We start from the raw sequence: 17,524 nt of genomic DNA on the forward strand, positions 1-17,524 counted from the left end.
TCATCAAGAAGCCTTGATATAAAGTTGCCTTTATGCAAGGAAGGACGGCCGGTCCCCAGGACATAGCGCGCGTCGTCGCGCTGTTCAGGACCCTGGCGCACCCGACCCGGGCGTCCATCGTCCACCGCCTGACCCGCTCGCCCGCGGACGTCACCGAGCTCACCACCATGCTCGGCCTGTCCCAGCCGCTGGTCTCGCACCACCTGCGCCTGCTGCGCGAGGGGCACCTCGTCCAGGCTGAGCGCGACGGACGGCGCACCACGTACCGCCTTGTTGACGACCACGTCGCGTCAATCCTCCTTGACGCGCTCGGACACACCCAGGAGCACGACCATGACTGCCACCATTGAGCACCGCCCCGCCGAGGCCCACCACCACACCCACGGCCCGGACTGCGGCCACCACGCCATTATCCACGGCAACCACGTGGACTACCTGCACGACGGCCACCTCCACCACGAGGACAACGGCCACTACGACGAGTGCACCACCTGTTCCTGCCCGGACTGCTCGGACTACTGCGCCCTGTGCGAGTGCGAGGACTGCACCTGCCCCACCTGCAACCACAACACCTGCAGCTGCGAGCACTGCTCGGACTCCTGCTCCTCGTGCACCTGCCCCGACTGCACCTGCCCCACCTGCAACCACGCCGTCTGAGACGACGCGACGGGCGGCCCGGGACTACGTCCCGGGCCGTCCGTGTACCCGCGGTGCCCGCTCCAGCGCCTGCCCGCGTCCGGGGGCAGCAGGCGCCTCAGGCCTTCGCCGAGGCCGTGTCCCTGGTGACCTCGGGCACGACGTCGACCCCGGCCTCCTTACGCTGGAGGGCGGTGATCGGGGCGGGCGCCTCGGTCAGCGGGTCGTAGCCGCCCCCGGACTTGGGGAAGGCGATGACGTCGCGGATAGAGGCCGAGTGGGTGAGCAGGGAGACAATGCGGTCCCAGCCGAAGGCGATGCCCCCGTGGGGCGGGGCACCGAACTTGAAGGCCTCCAGCAGGAAGCCGAACTTCTCACGGGCCTCGTCCTGGCCGATGCCCATGACCTTGAAGACCCGCTCCTGGACGTCGGCCCGGTGGATACGGATGGAGCCGCCGCCGATCTCGTTGCCGTTGCACACAATGTCGTAGGCGTAGGCCAGGGCGCTGCCCGGGTCGGTGTCAAAGGTCTTCAGGCACTCGGGCTTGGGCGAGGTGAAGGCGTGGTGCACGGCCGTCCAGGCCGACCTGCCCAGGGCCACGTCGCCCTCGGCACGGGCCTCGGCCGACGGCTTGAACAGGGGCGCGTCCACCACCCACACGAAGGACCACACGTCGTCGTCAATGAGCCCGCAGCGCCTGCCGATCTCCAGGCGGGCGGCGCCCAGCAGCGCCCGGGAGGCGTCCACGTCGCCCGCGGCGAAGAAGATGCAGTCCCCCGGCTCCGCCCCGGCGGCCGCCGCCAGGCCGGTGCGCTCGGCGTCGGTAATGTTCTTGGCCACCGGGCCGCCCAGCGTCCCGTCCTGGGCGACGGTGACGTAGGCCAGGCCCCTGGCACCGCGCTGCCTGGCCCACTCCTGCCAGGCGTCGAGGGTCCGGCGCGACTGCGAGGCCCCGCCGGGCATGACCACGGCGCCCACGTAGGGGGCCTGGAAGACGCGGAAGGTGGTGGACCTGAAGTAGTCGGTCAGGTCCACCAGCTCGCACCCGAAGCGCAGGTCGGGCTTGTCCGTGCCGTACCGCTCCATGGCGTCGCGGTAGGTCATGCGCGCAATGGGGGTGGGCAGCTCGTAGCCGGTCAGGGCCCAGACCTCGTGCAGCACCTCCTCGGCCACGGCGATGACGTCGTCCTGCTCCACGAAGCTCATCTCCACGTCCAGCTGGGTGAACTCGGGCTGGCGGTCGGCGCGGAAGCCCTCGTCGCGGTAGCAGCGGGCGATCTGGTAGTAGCGCTCCATGCCGGCCACCATGAGCAGCTGCTTGAACAGCTGGGGGCTCTGGGGCAGGGCGTACCAGGACCCCGGCACCAGGCGCGCGGGGACCAGGAAGTCACGGGCCCCCTCGGGGGTGGAGCGGGTCAGGGTCGGGGTCTCGACCTCCACGAAGCCGTGGGCGTCCAGGACCCGGCGCGCGGCCTGGTTGGCCGCCGCGCGCAGGCGCATGGCGTGCTGCATGGGGCTGCGGCGCAGGTCCAGGTAGCGGTAGCGCAGGCGGGCCTCCTCCCCCACCTGGCCGACGTCCTCGGCGTGGTCGGAGACCTGGAAGGGCAGCGGGGCCGCGGGGTTGAGGATCTCGACGTCACTCACCACGACCTCGACCTCGCCCGTGGGCAGGTTGGGGTTGGCGTTGCCCTCGGGGCGCCTGGCCACCTCGCCCGTGACCGCCAGGACGTACTCGGCCCGCAGGTCGTGGGCGACCTCCTCACGGATGACCACCTGGGCGATGCCGGAGGCGTCACGCAGGTCGATAAAGGCCACCCCCCCGTGGTCACGACGGCGGTCCACCCACCCGGTGAGGGTGACGATGCGGCCGATGTCGGAGGTGCGCAGGGAGCCTGCGGTGTGGGTTCGCAGCACGGTGCTGGGTTCCTTCCCGGTACGGGGGCACCGGCCCGGTGCCCGCTCGGGGCGCACCGCGAGACGGGCGGGCGCCGTCGGCCATCCTACGTCCGAGGCCGCCGTCGGCCCGCCGGGTGCCCGCTCAGCTCGGGGTGGCCTCCAGCTGGCTGGAGGAGGCCACCCGCGCCGTGGCCACCAGCCGACGGCGGTGGATGGACACCCCGACCCCCGTCGTCGCCAGGGCCACGGCCACAATGAGGACCGAGGCCCCCACCACCGGGAAGTCGCCCGAGCTGCTGGGCGGGGCCGTGGTCGCGCCCACGGAGGTGCCCGTGGGCGAGGTGCTGGCCCGAGGCGTCGAGGTAGGCGTCGGGGTGGAGGAGGCCACCGGGTTGGCGCCCCCGATCACGGTGACCGCGCCCACGGTGAACAGGGGCGACCTGTTGGTGTAGTCCAGGGTCCGGACCGGCGAGGCGGGCACGTCCTGGCCCGCCGACACGCGGAAGCGCAGCCAGTGCTGTCCCTCGCTGACGTAGGCGGGCAGCTCGAAGGCCCCTGAGGAGGTCCCTGAGGCGGAGACGGTCACCTCCATGACGACCCCGTGGGCGGCGTCGTCCGCGGGGGCCAGGGTGCCGTCGTCAATGAGGACCTGGACGGTGGCGCCGCGGGGGAAGCCGGAGAGGGTGTAGGACAGGGTCCCGCCGGTGGCCACCGTCGAGGGGCTCACCGTCGAGGCGGTCCCGGTCGTGGAGGTCTCCGCGGGGGGCGCCACGACAACCAGTCCCTCGGCCGGGGTCGCGGGAACCGGGACGGGCACCGTGAGGGCGACCAGGAGGACCGGTCCGGTGGCGCGCCGCAGAAGTGCCGACAGTCTCACTGGCGCCTCCCCCGCCTGGGGCGTTCGTGGGCCATGACGGTGAAGGACACCGTGCCCAGGGCCAGGACGCCCCCGGCGGCCACCAGCATCCAGTCCGCCGGCCTGAGGATCTGCCTCTGGGTGGTGTCGGGGCGCACGGTGCGCAGGGAGGCCCCTCCGGTCAGGGGCTGGCTGGCGACGCTGCTCACCTCCAGCTGGGCCCAGCCGAGCAGCTCGTTGTTCCGGTCGGCGACGGCGAGCTGGTAGGTGCCCTCAGGCAGGGAGGAGATGTCCACGGTGACGGAGTTGGTGGAGTCGACCTGGATCCAGCCCGCGCTCACCGACCCGGGGAAGGTGAAGACCGCCACCCAGTCGCCCTCCTTCGCCTTGGAGCGGGGCAGGGTCAGGGTGACGGTGTCGCCGTGGCGCCCCCCGGACAGGGATCCCGCGTTGGAGGAGTCCAGGTCCCCGGCGTCGGTGACCGGGGACTGGGGCACGACGTCGGGACGGACCAGGCGCTCCTGCTCGGGGGCCACCTCGGGCTCCTGGGTCAGGCGGTCCAGGAGCGGGGACAGGACGTCGTCGTCCAGGGACAGGTCGACGGCGTCCGCGTCCTCGTCCCGCCCGTCCCGGGGGGCGGGGTCCGGTTCAGGCTCCGGGGGCGTAGCCAGCTCGGGGGGCTGGGACGGCGAGGGCGCGTGGGGCTGGATGGACTGGATGCCGGCGTCGTCCTGGTCCGGTGGGGCGGGCGTGGCCCCCTGGTCCGGGGCGGGCTGGGGCTGCGCGGGCTCCGTGGGGGCCGGCTCCGGCGGGACGGCCGCGCCCGGCCCGGTCGGCTCCGGGACGGGTGCCTGAGTGGGCGCCACGGGGGCAGGTGCCTGGGTGGGCTCCTGGGTGGGCTGGGCCGTCTCGCCGGGGGGCGCCGTCGGGGGCGGGGTGGAGGGGTCGGCCGGGTGGTCGCCGGGGGCCGGGCTGGGCGTGGGCGTCACGCTCGGGGCCGGTGAGGGTGAGGGGGAGGGCGTGGGAGCCGGGCTGGGCGTGGGGGCGGGCACAATGCTCAGGCTGCTCACGTTCGCGGCGTGCCGTCCCCTGACCATGACGTCGAGCTGGTAGGTGCCCACCGAGTCGGGGCCGTCGGGAATGGCCTCGCTCAGGTCCAAAGGGACGGTAAAGCTACCCTGGTGTACCGGGACGTCGTACAGGAGGGTGCGCGACTCGGTGGGGCGGTCGGTACGCCGCACCTCCACGCTGATCTCCACGGTCCCGTCCACTGTCACGCCGTCCACGCACAGGCCGGTGGCACGCAGCCACACCCGCCTCGCCGAGAGGTAGCGCGGCTCGCCACCGGGGACGGCGTCAGGCCCCAGGACCAGGGTGGTGAGGGGGTCGGGGCAGCTGGGGGCGGGGTCGGGCTCGGGCTCCGCGGCCTGCTGGGTCCCCCTGACCCGGAAGACGTTGCTGGTCACGCTCGTCGTCCCGCTGGTCAGGGTCAGGGAGAACAGTCCGGTGGCGGGGTCGGCCAGGTGGCTGCCGTCCAGCAGGCGGCTCAGGGTCAGGCTCCCGTAGCGGCTGCCATTGGCACGCAGACGCATGCTCCAGCCCAGGGGGTAGGGGGTCACCGCCCCCGTGGCGGGGTCAATGACGTTGAGGGTGACCGACGGCGCCCTGAGGGTGGCGCCGTGGGAGTCGCACCACCCGCCCGTGCGCAGCCAGAGCGACCCGGCGGGGTCGTAGGTGGGGATCACCTCGTCAGCGGCCCGGGTGGCGTCGGGCTGGAGGACGGTCAGGTTCGGCACGCACCGGCTCGCTATGTCCTGTATGCCGTCGGCCCCGGAGGTCCTGACGGGGGTGTCCCAGGAGTCGCTGACGACCATGACGGTGCCGGGCACCGCCCACGCGGCGGCAGGCAGGAGCACTGTCGTCACCGCGGTCACCACAGCGGTGCGCCGCACGGGGCGCGGCGCTCGACTGGCAGCATGACGAGGGCGGTAGGGGGTCATCGACAGCCTTTGGACGAGGGGAAGCGGGGTGTGGGTAGAAGGTGCACGTTCCTCGTGACCACGTTGGCCCGGAGAGGTACACACCTGCCCACTGTACCGACTTTACCGACCCGAGCGCACCTTCGCCGCGCCAGAACGGGTCCGGACCGCTCACAATAACGGGCACACGGCCTCCCACGCCCCCTGGGGGCCGCCTGCGTGGCGCCCGGGGTCGTCCCCCACACCATCGCCCCCTGGGGCCGCCTCCCCGACCCGTACAAGACAGGGGCCCGTCGCACGGCCGCCCACGCTGGGGGCCGCCCAGCGCTACCTGCTGGGCGCGGACATGGAGGCCCGCGCGGCCGCCCACGCTGGGACCGCTGCCCACCCGCCGCGAGCTGCTGCGGGTCGAGAGACACCTCACCGTGTGATGTGGTGCGCGCGGGGGTCCGGCGGGTGTCGGCATCGGCTAGCCTCATGGGCAGGAGCGAACCGTATCCGACCCCGTTCGGGGCTGCCAGGAACTTCCCGGGCAGTACTCCCGTAAGTCTGTGCGTACAGCCTGTCAGCCACCAGTCCCAGGGCACCTGGGAGCCGGTGCGTGGCGAGTGTGGTGGGTGGTGCGGCAAGAGTGGAGCGCAACCTGCCCTCCCCCACACTCCGCGTCGGCCCCACAGGTACTTCAGGGGCCAGATCTGGGATAACTCCATGAGCAATGACACCAATGCGTCCGCGCCCCTGAGCCTGGACGCTCTCTTCAACGCCGAGACCGCGGGCCAGGAGCCCCCTGCCGCCGAGGAGCAGACCGAGCAGACTGAGCGGGCCGAGCCCCTGGCCGTCCCCCACTCCTCGCCCGGCTCCCCCGAGGACTTCGCCTCCCCCGCCTCCTCCGACTCCCCCGAGGACCCCGAGGACGTGGAGCACGAGGACGAGGACGACGACGTCGAGCGCGACGTGCCCGAGGCCGACCCGGAGGACGACGCCGGGGACGACGCCGACGAGGGCGACACCCAGACCGTCGAGGACGACGTCGACGGCCACGCCCCCTTCCTGGACTCCGGGGACGAGGCCGAGGATGAGCCCGGTGAGGCCGAGACCACCTTCGCCGACCTCGGCCTGCCCGCGGACCTGCTCAAGGCCGTGACCGACATGGGCTTCGTGACCCCCACCGCGATCCAGAAGGAGGCCATCCCGGTCCTCCTGGCCGGGCGCGACGTGGTGGGCGTGGCCCAGACCGGTACCGGTAAGACCGCCGCCTTCGGCCTGCCGCTGCTCGACGCCGTGGACGCCCGCGAGGGCGTCGTCCAGGCCCTGGTCCTGGCCCCCACCCGCGAGCTCGCCCTCCAGAGCGCCGACGCCATTACCGACATGGCCCACCGCTCCCGCGGCCTGGAGGTCGTCGCCGTCTACGGCGGCGCCCCCTACGGCCCGCAGATCGGTGCGCTGCGCGACGGGGCCCAGGTGGTGGTGGGCACCCCCGGCCGCATTATCGACCTCATTGACAAGGGTGCCCTGAGCCTGGACTCGGTGCGCTACTTCGTGCTGGACGAGGCCGACGAGATGCTGCGCATGGGCTTCGCCGAGGACGTGGAGACCATTGCCTCCTCCCTGCCTGAGGAGCGTCGCACGGCCCTGTTCTCCGCCACCATGCCGCCCGCGATCCAGGCCGTCGCCCGTCAGCACCTGACTGAGCCGGTCCAGATCGAGGTCTCCCCCCAGGCCTCCACGGTGGACACCGTCCACCAGACCTACGCCGTGGTGCCCTTCCGCCACAAGATCGGTGCGGTCTCCCGGGTCCTGGCCGTCACCGAGGCCCAGGCCGCCATCGTGTTCGTGCGCACCAAGTCCACGGCCGAGGACGTGGCCCTCGAGCTGGCCGGCCGGGGCATCCAGGCCGCCGCCATCTCCGGGGACGTCCCCCAGCGTGAGCGTGAGCGCCTGGTCGAGCGCCTGCGCGCCGGCACCCTGGACGTGCTGGTGGCCACCGACGTGGCCGCCCGCGGCCTGGACGTGGACCGTATCGGCCTGGTGGTCAACTTCGACGTCCCCCGCGAGGCCGAGGCCTACGTGCACCGCATCGGGCGTACCGGGCGCGCCGGGCGCCACGGGGAGGCCGTGACCTTCCTGACCCCCAAGGAGAAGTCCAAGCTCCGCCAGATCGAGCGCCTGACCGGCACCCGCCTGGAGGAGATCACCCTGCCCTCCCCCGCCGACGTCTCCTCGCACCGCGCCACCCAGCTCCTGGAGCGGGCCGCCTCGCGCTACGAGCGCGGTCGGCTGGGGATGTACACCTCCCTGGTGGACGACAAGGCCAGGGAGCTGGACGTGAGCGTCGGGGACCTGGCCGCCACCCTGCTGGCGCTGGCCGTGGGCGACGAGGGTCCGCAGCGGCGTGAGGGCGAGTCCTCCCGGGGCCGCGAGCGCCGTGAGGTCACCGTGGACGACGAGGGCAGCTTCGTGTCGGCCTCCTTCGAGGGCGGCCGGGACGGCGCCCGGCGGGGCCGCCAGGAGCGTGGTGGCAACCGGGGCGGGCGCCGTCAGCAGCACGACGGCCCGGGGACCGTCTACCGCGTCGAGGTCGGTCACCGTGACCGTGTCATGCCCGGCGCGATCGTGGGCGCGATCGCCAACGAGGCCGGTATCCCCGGTTCCGAGATCGGTAAGATCGACATCCTCCAGTCCTTCTCCCTGGTGACCGTCTACGCCCCGCTGAGCGAGAGCCAGCTGGAGTCCCTCAGGCACGCGACCTTTGCCGGCCGGGAGCTGCGCATGCGTCTGGACGACGGGCCCGGCCACGGCTGGGGCGGTTCGCGCGACGACCGTGGTGGGCGTGACGGCCAGTGGGACCGCCGCGGCCCGCGCCGGGACTACGACGACCGTGGTGGGCGTCGTTTCGAGCGTGACGGTGACCGCGGGGACCGCGGCTTCCGTGGGCGTGAGGACCGTGGTGAGCGCGGCTTCCGCGGCGGGCGCGACGGCGACCGGGGCGGCTTCCGTGGTGGGCGTGACGGCCAGTGGGACCGCCGCGGCCCGCGCCGGGACTACGACGACCGTGGTGGGCGTCGTTTCGAGCGTGACGGCGACCGCGGGGACCGCGGCTTCCGCGGGCGTGAGGACCGCGGTGAGCGCAGCTTCCGCGGCGGGCGCGACGGCGATCGGGGCGGCTTCCGCGGCGGACGCGACAGCCAGTGGCAGGACCGCCGCGGCCCGCGCCGGGAGGACCGGGACGGTCGCTCCTACTGAGACGGTCCTGTTAGTAAGAGGACGTCCGGGCCCGCAACGGGACGGCGGCCCGGCCTCTGGAAAGAGGTCGGGCCGCCGTCGTGCGCGTGGAGGAAGGGGCTAGGCCCTGCGGATCCTGACCGTGCCGAACTCGGTGCGGGCGTTCAGGAACAGCTGCTGGCGCTCCTGGGGCGGCTGGGCGCAGGGGCTCAGGTCCGTGGTGACGCTGCCCAGCCGGGAGCTGCAGTCCAGGTGGACGGCGGTGCTGGCGGGGACGCCGACCTTGATCGACCCCAGGGAGGAGCGCAGGTCCAGGTGCCCGGAGGTCGCCCGCTCCACCTTCACCGACCCGGCCTCGGTGCTGGCCATGACGTCCCCGGTGGTCATGGACAGGACCACCGACCCGGCCTGGGTGGTGAAACGGCCGTCGTTGACGGAGGCCACGCGGATGGAGCCGGCCTCGGCCCGCAGGTCCGCGTTCTGGCAGGGGCCGACCTTAATGGAGCCGGCCATGGTGGTCAGGCGCACGCTCTCCCAGGGCTGCATGGCGTTGATCCCCCCGGCGCTCAGGCGCCCCTCCAGGCACGCCCCCTGGGGGACGGTCACGCGGATGCGCCCGAACCAGTCGGTCCAGGGCAGCAGCCCGGCCAGGCGGTCCCGTCCCGTCGTGGCGGTCTGGCTGACCGTGACCCGCTGTCCGTCGGCCTCCACGGCCAGGATACGGGCCTGCTCCTCGGTGGCCTCCACGGTGATGGAGCCGCCGGCGCCGGGGAAGGTCACCACGCTCAGGGAGGACAGGTCCAGGGCGAGTACCGGCGCCTGCGGCCCGGTGACGTCGAAGGTCCAGATTGGCATGAGGTCTTTCCTTAACTCTAGAGGTGCGGCCGCGGGCCGTCAGGCGAACCAGCCGTTGAGGGTGGGGGCGGAGGTGCGGGCGGCCCGGGGCGGGCGGGAGGACGGGCCCCAGTGGGAGCCCTCCTGGCCCTCGTAGCCGCCGTCCTCGTCGTCCCAGGACAGGACCTCCCTGACGGCCTCCACCAGCCAGGCGTTGACGGAGCGGCCCTGGGCCTGGGCGGCGGCCTCGACCTTGCGCTTGAGGGCGGCGGGCAGGCGCAGGGTGGTGCGGACCTCGGCCTCGTCGTCCTGGGGCGGCGTGGGCTGGTCGCCCTGGGGCTCCTCGCCGGGGGCCTGGTCGCCCGGGACGGGGGCGGAGGGCGGCGGCGGGGGCAGCTCAATGACCTGCAGGTGCGGGGCGGGCCCGTTCATGACCACGCTGACACGGGTGGAGTCGAGCTCGGCGCTGACCTCCTCGGCGACCTCGGTGAGCATCTGGAGGGCTGTCAGGCGCAGGGAGGGCTCAATGGCCACCACGAGCCTCCGGGAGACCTCCTGGGTGGTCTGGTCCCCCAGGCTGGCGGCGTCCTGGAGGGCCTTGGCAAGGGTCTCCGTGTACAGGTTCATATCCATGACACCATAATGACACCACTGTGACACCATATGCAAGTTGAGTGGCTCCGTCGTGACACCACCGTGGTGCGACCGTGGCCCCGGTACGTCGGTGGGGACGTGCCCGGCGGGGACCAGCGCCCCGGGGTGCCCGGCGCGCACGGGGCCCTGGCCCGTGGTCGTCGAGCCGATCGAGTACCGGGGGGTGCCCGGCGCGCACGGGGCCCTGGCCGCCCGTCAGCCGGGTACGCGGCCGGCCGCGAGGGCGCCCGGTGCGCGGGAGGCCCTGACCTCGTGGTATGAATACGGTGGCCGACCGCTTCGATCGATGAGGACCAGCTTGCCGTGAGCCCTGCACTGACCCCTGCCGTCTACCTGACCGCGGTCGTCCTGCTGGGCTTCGCCGCCACGCTCCTGCGTCTGCCTCCCCTGGTGGGCTTCCTGGCCGCGGGCTTCGTCCTGGGAGCCTGTGATGTGGAGCACCTGGGCTACGTGGAGGTCCTGGGCGACCTGGGTGTGGCGGTGCTGCTGTTCACTATCGGGCTCAAGCTCGACCTGCGGGTCCTGGCCCGTCGGGAGGTCATTGGCACGGCGGTGGCCACCACGCTCGTCCTGGACCTGGCGTCCACGGCACTCGTGGGCGGCCTCGTGGCCTGCGGCCTGACCGCGGACGCCGTCACCCCCACCGGGGTGGCCTGCCTGGGGCTGGCCCTGTCCTTCTCCTCCACCGTCGTGGTGGTCAAGCTCCTGGAGGAGCGTGACGACACCAGGGCGCTCTACGGGCGGATCGCCATTGGCGTGCTGGTCGTCCAGGACGTGCTCGCCGTGGCCTACATGACCCTGGCCGCCGGTCTCACCCCCAGCCCGTGGGCGGCCGCCCTGGTGCTGCTGTGGCCGGCCTCCAGGGTGCTGGGCCGCGTCCTGGACCGCGTGAGCCACGGGGAGATGCGCACCCTGTTCGGTATTGCCATGGCCCTGTTGCCCGGCTACCTCCTGTTCACCCTCCTGGGACTCGACGGCGACCTGGGGGCCCTGCTCATGGGGGCGCTGCTGGCCTCCCACCCCGCCGCCAGGGAGCTCTCGGCGAGCCTGTTCACCATTAAGGAGCTTCTCCTGGTGAGCTTCTTCGTGTCCATCGGCCTGGACGGGTCCCCGGGGGCCGGGGCGGTGGCCGTGGCGCTCGCGCTGCTCGGGCTGCTGCCGCTGCGCGCCCTGACCTACACGGTCGTGGTCCGCGTGCTGGGGATGCGTCGGCGCACCTGCGTGCTGGTGGGGCTGGCGATGACGGCCTACAGCGAGTTCGCGCTCATTGTGGTGGCGGTGGCCGTGAGGCACGGGGACCTGGGCGAGCAGTGGCAGGCCGCGGCCTGCCTGGCCCTGGCGCTGAGCTTCGTGGTCTCCTCGGTGGCCAACCGCGGCCCCGCCCGGCTCGTGCGCGCCCTGACCGCCCGCATCCCCCACCGCTGCGACCACACCCTCCACCCCGAGGAGCAGCCGGTGGACCTGGCCGGGGTGCAGACCGTGGTCTTCGGTATGGGACGGGTGGGGCGGGCCACCTACGCCCGGCTGGTGGCCGACGGGGAGAGCGGCGTGCTGGGTATTGACAACGACGCCTCCAAGGTGGAGCGCCTGGGCCGGGCCGGACTGCGCGTCATGGAGGCCGACGCCACCGACCAGGACTTCTGGGAGCGTCTCGACGCCGTCCACGCCACCAAGGCCGTCCTGGCCATGCCCGAGCCGGGAGCCAACCTCCACGTCCTGGAGTGGCTGGAGCGGTCCTCCTTCGAGGGGCGGGTCATTGCGGTGGCCCGGTGGGACGACGAGGCCGCCGAGATGCGCCGTTGTGGGGTGGACGCCGTCATTAACGCCTACGACGGCCTGGGGGCGGCCCTGGCCGAGGCCGTGGAGACGGTCGGCGCCCGCCCCTAACGCGAGAACGGTACTTATTCCCCGTGAGAACGGTACTTGTTCGTCGTGAGAACGGTACTTGTTCGTCGTGAGAACGGGGCCGCTCACAGCGGGCTCACAGGACTTCCTGGCCCGCAACAGTGACCCGCTCTGGGCCCCACGGGTGCCGAGCCCCTCGACCAGGCCGACCAAGCCAGGAGGACCTAGGCCCCACGGGTGCCCGGCCCCCACGATCCCCTGGACGATCCACGACGGGCCCCGCAACCAAGCGATTGTGAGGGCTGGCCCCCACAATCCCCCGGCCTTGGGCGTCCGGTCCTAACGGGTACGGGGGCTTTAGCCCCGGCCCCGTACGTCATGCCCACCGTGGCACGGCCCCGGCGGGCAGGGCCAGCAGGCCGTGCCGCCCAGCTGGTAGCGACACCTGGAGGAGGCGTCAGGCGACCATCACCGTGGAGGCGGGGCCGTCACCCGGGCTGCTCACGCCCGGAGTCCTGTCAGGCGGTCGCCAGACCTGAGTGGCCGCACCGTTCAGGGCGGGTCCAATCGGCCTCCTGAACAAGTACCGTTCTCACGGCAAACAAGTACCGTTCTCGGCACGAACAAGTACCGTTCTCACGAGCAATAAGTACCGTTCTCGCGGCAAACAAGTACCGTTCTCACGGGGTCTTGTCCGGAGCCGGCACCCCCGCACCCGGGACCAGGCGCGGGGCCAGGTCCGCGGGGTCGGAGGGGACCCAGGTGGCGGGGTCGGCCTGTACCTGCTCCCCGGAGCGGATGTCCTTGACCGAGTCGGTGGCCGGGGCCGCGCCGTCGGCCCGGCCGGTTCCCGGGAACCAGACGAAGGGGATGCCGCGCTGGTCGGCGGCCTTGATCTGCCTGCCGAGCTTGGCCGCCGTCGGGGAGAGGTCGGCGGCAATGCCCCGTGCGCGCAGGGCGGCCGCGACCGCCTCGGAGGCGGGGCGGTGCTCCTCGTCCATGACGGCCACCAGGACCGTCGTGGGCACCGCCCGGGTGACCTCGACCAGCCCCTCGGCGACGACGCGCGACAGCAGCCGGGAGACGCCCACGGAGATGCCCACCCCGGGGAAGACGCGCTTGCGGCCCGAGGCCAGGTTGTCGTAGCGGCCGCCGGAGCACACCGAGCCCAGGTCCTCGTGGCCAGCCATAAAGGACTCGTAGACGGTCCCGGTGTAGTAGTCCAGGCCGCGGGCGATCCTGAGGTCGGCCACCAGCGCCCCGGGCCGACGCCGCTGGGCGGCGCGCAGCAGGGCGCCCAGCTCCTCCAGGCCCTCGGTCAGCAGCGCGGTGGGCTCACCACCCTCGAGGGCCGCGACGACGGCGGCGCCCACGGCGTCCGGGTCGGCGCCGGTGACGGCGGCCAGACGCAGGGCGGCCTGCGCCTGGCCGGGCGTGGTACCGACCTGGCCCACCAGCTCCTCGGAGACGTTCCGGGCGCCGATCTTGTCGATCTTGTCCACCACGCGCAGGACCTCAATGAGCTGGTCGTCCCGGATACCCACCGAGGTGTAGAAGCCCTGGGCCACCTTGCGGTTGGAGACGTGGACGCTCACCGGCGGGACGGGCAGGGCGGACAGGGCCTCGTGCATGACCAGGGCCACCTCCACGTCGTGGTGCAGGGGCAGGGAGCCGTCGCCGACGACGTCGATATCGGCCTGGATGAACTCCCGGTAGCGCCCCTCCTGGGGCCTCTCGCCGCGCCAGACCTTCTGGATCTGGTAGCGCTTGAAGGGGAAGTGCAGGGACCCGGCGTTGTCCACCACGTAGCGGGCGAAGGGGACGGTGAGGTCGAAGTGCAGGCCCAGCTGCTTGCGCGGGTCGGCCACCTCGGCGGGGTCGGCCTGGAGCCGGGAGAGGAGGTAGACCTCCTTGGAGGTCTCCCCCTTCCTGGTCAGCTCGCTCAGGGGCTCCACGGCGCGGGTCTCAATGCCGCAGAAGCCGTGGAGCTCGAAGGTGTGGCGCAGGGTGTCCAGGAAGAGGCGCTCCACCACGTGGCCCGCGGGGAGCCACTCGGGGAAGCCGGAGAGTGAGGACGTCGCTGCTCGTACCTGTGCCATGGGCACATTCTGGCACGGCCGCCCCCCTGGCTCAGCCCGTCTCCCGCATGGCACGCAGCTCCTTCTTCAGGTCGCGGATCTCGTCGCGCAGGCGGGCGGCCAGCTCGAACTGGAGGTCCTCGGCCGCGGCGTGCATCTGGGCGGTGAGCTCCTCGACGAGCCCGGCCAGGTCCCCCGCGGCCGCGCCGGCCAGCTTCTCGCGCACGGTGGCCTCGGCGGCACGCCTGCGGCGCCCCACGACCGCCCGCTCCTCATGGCCGCGGTAGCCCCCGGCCAGGAGCTCGTCGGTGTCCACGTCCTCGCGGGCGAGCATGTCGGTGACGTCGGCGATCTTCTTGCGCAGCGGCTGGGGGTCGATGCCGTGGGCGGCGTTGTAGGCCAGCTGCCTGGTGCGACGCCTCTCGGTCTCCTCAATGGCCTCGGCCATGGCGGGGGTGAGGGTGTCGGCGTACATGTGCACCTCGCCGGAGACGTTGCGGGCGGCCCGCCCAATGGTCTGGATCAGGGAGCGCGCCGAGCGCAGGAAGCCCTCCTTGTCGGCGTCCAGGATGGAGACCAGGGAGACCTCGGGCAGGTCCAGGCCCTCACGCAGCAGGTTAATGCCCACCAGGACGTCGAAGCGCCCCAGGCGCAGCTCACGCAGGAGCTCCACGCGCCGCAGGGTGTCGACGTCGGAGTGGAGGTACTCCACGCGCACCCCCCTCTCGGCCAGGTAGGTGGTCAGGTCCTCGGCCATGCGCTTGGTCAGGGTGGTCACCAGGACCCGCTCGTCCCGCTCCACCCGGACGCGCACCTCCTCCAGGAGGTCGTCGATCTGGCCCTGGGTGGGCTTGACCACGACCTTGGGGTCCACCAGGCCGGTGGGTCGGATGATCTGCTCGACGACGCCGTCGCTGCGTCCCAGCTCGTAGTCGCCGGGGGTGGCCGACAGGTAGACGGTCTGGCCCACGCGCTCCTCGAACTCGGCGAAGGTCAGCGGCCGGTTGTCCAGGGCGCTGGGCAGGCGGAACCCGTGGTCCACCAGGGTGCGCTTGCGTGAGGCGTCCCCCTCGTGCATGGCCCCGACCTGGGGGACGGTCACGTGGGACTCGTCAATGACCAGGAGGAAGTCCTCGGGGAAGTAGTCCAGGAGGGTGTTGGGGGGCGTGCCCGGGGAGCGGCCGTCAATGTGCAGGGAGTAGTTCTCGATACCGGAGCAGGTGCCGATCTGGCGCATCATCTCCAGGTCGTAGGTGGTGCGCATGCGCAGGCGCTGGGCCTCCAGGAGCCTGCCGCCGCGTTCCAGGGCACTCAGGCGCTCGGCCAGCTCGTCCTCAATGCCCTCGATGGCCCTGCTCATGCGCTCGGGGCCGGCCACGTAGTGGGAGGCCGGGAAGACGAAGACCTGCTCGGTGGGGGCGATGACCTGACCGGTCACGGGGTGCAGGGTGGCCAGGGACTCGATCTCGTCGCCGAAGAACTCAATGCGGATGGCGAGCTCCTCGTACACGGGGATGATCTCCACGGTGTCCCCGCGCACGCGGAAGGTGCCGCGGGTGAAGTCGATGTCGTTGCGCGTGTACTGCATGGTCACGAAGCGGCGCAGGAGCTCGTCGCGGTCAATGACCTGCCCCACCTCCAGGGGCGTCATGCGGTCCACGTACTCCTGGGGCGTGCCCAGTCCGTAGATGCAGGACACCGAGGAGACCACCACCACGTCGCGGCGGGTGAGCAGGGAGTTGGTGGCGGAGTGCCGCAGGCGCTCGACCTCGTCGTTGATGGAGGAGTCCTTCTCGATGAAGGTGTCCGTCTGGGGGACGTAGGCCTCGGGCTGGTAGTAGTCGTAGTAGGAGACGAAGTACTCCACCGCGTTGTTGGGCAGCAGCTCGCGGAACTCGGCGGCCATCTGGGCGGCCAGGGTCTTGTTGGGCTCCAGGATGAGGGTGGGGCGCTGGACGGCCTCGACCAGCCAGGCGGTGGTGGCGGACTTGCCGGTGCCGGTGGCCCCCAGGAGCACGACGTCCTTCTCCCCGGCCTCAAGGCGCTGGGTGAGGGCGGCGATGGCGGCGGGCTGGTCGCCGCTGGGTGAGTAGGGGCTGATGACCTCAAAGGGCCTGGCGGCACGCTGGAGGTCGGTGACGGGGCGCATACCCCGCACCCTACCCGCCAGCCCCGACGTGCCCCCGCCCGTCCTCCCACCCGCCCACCGCGAGAACGGTACTTGTTCGTCGTGAGAACGGTACTTGTTCGTCGTGAGAACGGTACTTGTTCGTCGTGAGAACGGGCACGTTCACAGCGTTCTCACAGGACAGGCTCAGACTAGGCGTCCCGGACGCACCGCCCGATGCCAGGTGAGGGGCGTTTGGGACGCGGGCTCACAGGACACGTTCCAGGAGGCGGGACGTCCGCTGCTCGGCTGGGGGAGTTGCACGTTCTTTTTACAATCGCCTGTCTCCTGGTGGAGCGGGCCGGTGCGGCGTCCAGGGTGACATTTTGCGCAGAGGGTAACCGATTGCGCAGAAAGTGACCCGGATTCGTTACCTTCTGCGCAAAACGTCACCCTGCACACAAAATGTCCCGCCCCGCACAAAACGTCCCCGCACACCGCCCTCTGGGTGGTCTGCCACCTGTCTACTGGCCCGGTTTCGTGCGCGTGTCGCAATCTGAGGATCAGAACGAGGGCCACCCTCAGCCACGCCAAGGCCCAGGCCCCTGACCTGCGTGGACATTGGGTGTACAAAGTGCTGGGCGGGGTGGGGTCGGCTCTGATCCTCAGATTGCGACAGAACCGACCGCCCGCCACCCTACTGCTCGGTGCCGCCCCACTCCACGGCAGTGAAACCGTGCCTCGTCGGGGCCGGGATGAGAACCTGCTCAGGGACGTCCTCCCGGGGTACCGCGCCAATAACGACGTAGACACGGACAAAGGTGTCCGGCACCATTGCCGCGCCGTCACCCACAAAGGTGTACCGAGCGCGCCGCGCGTACTGGTCCGTGGCGAAGGTGACCAGGCACCGACCACGGGTTCTCATACGCGGCCCCCAGTACGTAATGAAGTCAGCTGACTCGCGCTCGCTCAGCCCCAGAAGAGCAAGCTTCTCCTCCAGGAAGACGGTCTCACCACCGGGCTCCACCACAAATCCCTCAGCCTGGGTAAAGGCAGGGGACGACGTTCCCTCCCAGAACAGTGAGGGGTACGTCCGCCCCGCCGAGTCCCTCAGGGTCCCGTCGGAGGAGGCCGTCACCGACCAGGTCGCCAGGCCCCTGGTGCGTACCGGCTCGGGGTAGGCGTAGGTCAGCTCCCCGTCCCACGCCAGGGACACCTCAAGGGCCGTCTCCTGCTGCGGGTACAGGTACAGCACCGGCTTCTTGGACTCGGACCCCCTCCACTTGAGCGACAGCGGCTTGCACCCTGCTGCCAGGGCCAGCCCACCCGCGGCGGCGAGCGCCAGGAGCCCTCTGCGAGTCACCCGGGAAGTACGCACGATATCCCTCCTTGGACTACAGGTCGTCCTTAATTCTA

At 71.8% G+C, this 17,524-nt stretch carries 12 protein-coding genes; 4 read left to right on the forward strand and 8 right to left on the reverse strand.

What is annotated here, in order from left to right; genetic code table 11:
• Positions 1-32 precede the first annotated feature (32 nt).
• Together C3V41_RS03680 and C3V41_RS03685 are read left to right on the forward strand one after the other, a co-directional pair.
• Positions 33-350, forward strand: coding sequence for an ArsR/SmtB family transcription factor (locus C3V41_RS03680; RefSeq protein WP_106109151.1), 318 nt, complete (start codon positions 33-35; stop codon positions 348-350).
• Positions 334-657, forward strand: a complete 324-nt coding sequence (locus tag C3V41_RS03685) for a hypothetical protein (RefSeq protein ID WP_106109152.1) — start codon at positions 334-336, stop codon at positions 655-657. Before C3V41_RS03680 ends, C3V41_RS03685 begins: the two co-directional genes overlap by 17 nt.
• Before the next feature lie 97 nt (positions 658-754).
• On the opposite strand, the gene aspS is transcribed toward C3V41_RS03685, so the two are convergent.
• The 3 genes from aspS to C3V41_RS13545 all read right to left on the reverse strand — a co-directional run bounded on the left by aspS (position 755) and on the right by C3V41_RS13545 (position 5,314).
• The gene (gene aspS, locus C3V41_RS03690) at positions 755-2,551 is read right to left on the reverse strand and encodes an aspartate--tRNA ligase (RefSeq protein ID WP_106109153.1); all 1,797 of its coding nucleotides are present in this window, start codon (positions 2,549-2,551) and stop codon (positions 755-757) included.
• 124 nt (positions 2,552-2,675) lie between these two features.
• A complete protein-coding gene (locus C3V41_RS03695; protein ID WP_106109154.1) occupies positions 2,676-3,410 on the reverse strand; it encodes a DNA-directed RNA polymerase II in 735 nt (244 codons plus the stop codon).
• Positions 3,407-5,314: a hypothetical protein gene (locus C3V41_RS13545; protein WP_254423667.1), complete on the reverse strand. Its 1,908-nt coding sequence runs from the start codon at positions 5,312-5,314 to the stop codon at positions 3,407-3,409. The genes C3V41_RS03695 and C3V41_RS13545 overlap by 4 nt, the downstream gene beginning before the upstream one ends.
• 762 nt (positions 5,315-6,076) lie before the next feature.
• Between C3V41_RS13545 and C3V41_RS03705 the strand changes: the two genes are divergently transcribed.
• The gene (locus tag C3V41_RS03705) at positions 6,077-8,611 is read left to right on the forward strand and encodes a DEAD/DEAH box helicase (RefSeq protein ID WP_106109155.1); all 2,535 of its coding nucleotides are present in this window, start codon (positions 6,077-6,079) and stop codon (positions 8,609-8,611) included.
• 99 nt (positions 8,612-8,710) lie between these two features.
• Here C3V41_RS03705 and C3V41_RS03710 read toward each other — a convergent pair whose 3' ends face one another.
• Together C3V41_RS03710 and C3V41_RS03715 are read right to left on the reverse strand one after the other, a co-directional pair.
• Positions 8,711-9,445: a DUF4097 family beta strand repeat-containing protein gene (locus tag C3V41_RS03710; RefSeq protein WP_106109156.1), complete on the reverse strand. Its 735-nt coding sequence runs from the start codon at positions 9,443-9,445 to the stop codon at positions 8,711-8,713.
• A 39-nt stretch (positions 9,446-9,484) separates the two neighbouring features.
• Positions 9,485-10,057, reverse strand: a complete 573-nt coding sequence (locus C3V41_RS03715) for a toxin-antitoxin system HicB family antitoxin (protein ID WP_129591471.1) — start codon at positions 10,055-10,057, stop codon at positions 9,485-9,487.
• A 324-nt stretch (positions 10,058-10,381) separates the two neighbouring features.
• Between C3V41_RS03715 and C3V41_RS03720 the strand changes: the two genes are divergently transcribed.
• On the forward strand, positions 10,382-11,965 hold the full coding sequence (locus C3V41_RS03720; protein WP_254423668.1) for a cation:proton antiporter family protein: 1,584 nt from the start codon (positions 10,382-10,384) through the stop codon (positions 11,963-11,965).
• Between the two features lie 638 nt (positions 11,966-12,603).
• Here the strand turns inward: C3V41_RS03720 and hisS are convergent.
• The 3 genes from hisS to C3V41_RS03735 all read right to left on the reverse strand — a co-directional run bounded on the left by hisS (position 12,604) and on the right by C3V41_RS03735 (position 17,471).
• The gene (gene hisS, locus C3V41_RS03725) at positions 12,604-14,022 is read right to left on the reverse strand and encodes a histidine--tRNA ligase (protein WP_106109158.1); all 1,419 of its coding nucleotides are present in this window, start codon (positions 14,020-14,022) and stop codon (positions 12,604-12,606) included.
• 31 nt (positions 14,023-14,053) lie between these two features.
• The gene (gene uvrB / locus C3V41_RS03730; RefSeq protein WP_106109159.1) at positions 14,054-16,150 is read right to left on the reverse strand and encodes an excinuclease ABC subunit UvrB; all 2,097 of its coding nucleotides are present in this window, start codon (positions 16,148-16,150) and stop codon (positions 14,054-14,056) included.
• A gap of 655 nt (positions 16,151-16,805) precedes the next feature.
• Positions 16,806-17,471: a transcriptional initiation protein Tat gene (locus tag C3V41_RS03735; RefSeq protein WP_254423669.1), complete on the reverse strand. Its 666-nt coding sequence runs from the start codon at positions 17,469-17,471 to the stop codon at positions 16,806-16,808.
• Between the last annotated feature and the right edge of the window lie 53 nt (positions 17,472-17,524).

Source organism: Actinomyces sp. oral taxon 897 (genome assembly GCF_002999235.1).
GTDB lineage: Bacteria > Actinomycetota > Actinomycetes > Actinomycetales > Actinomycetaceae > Actinomyces.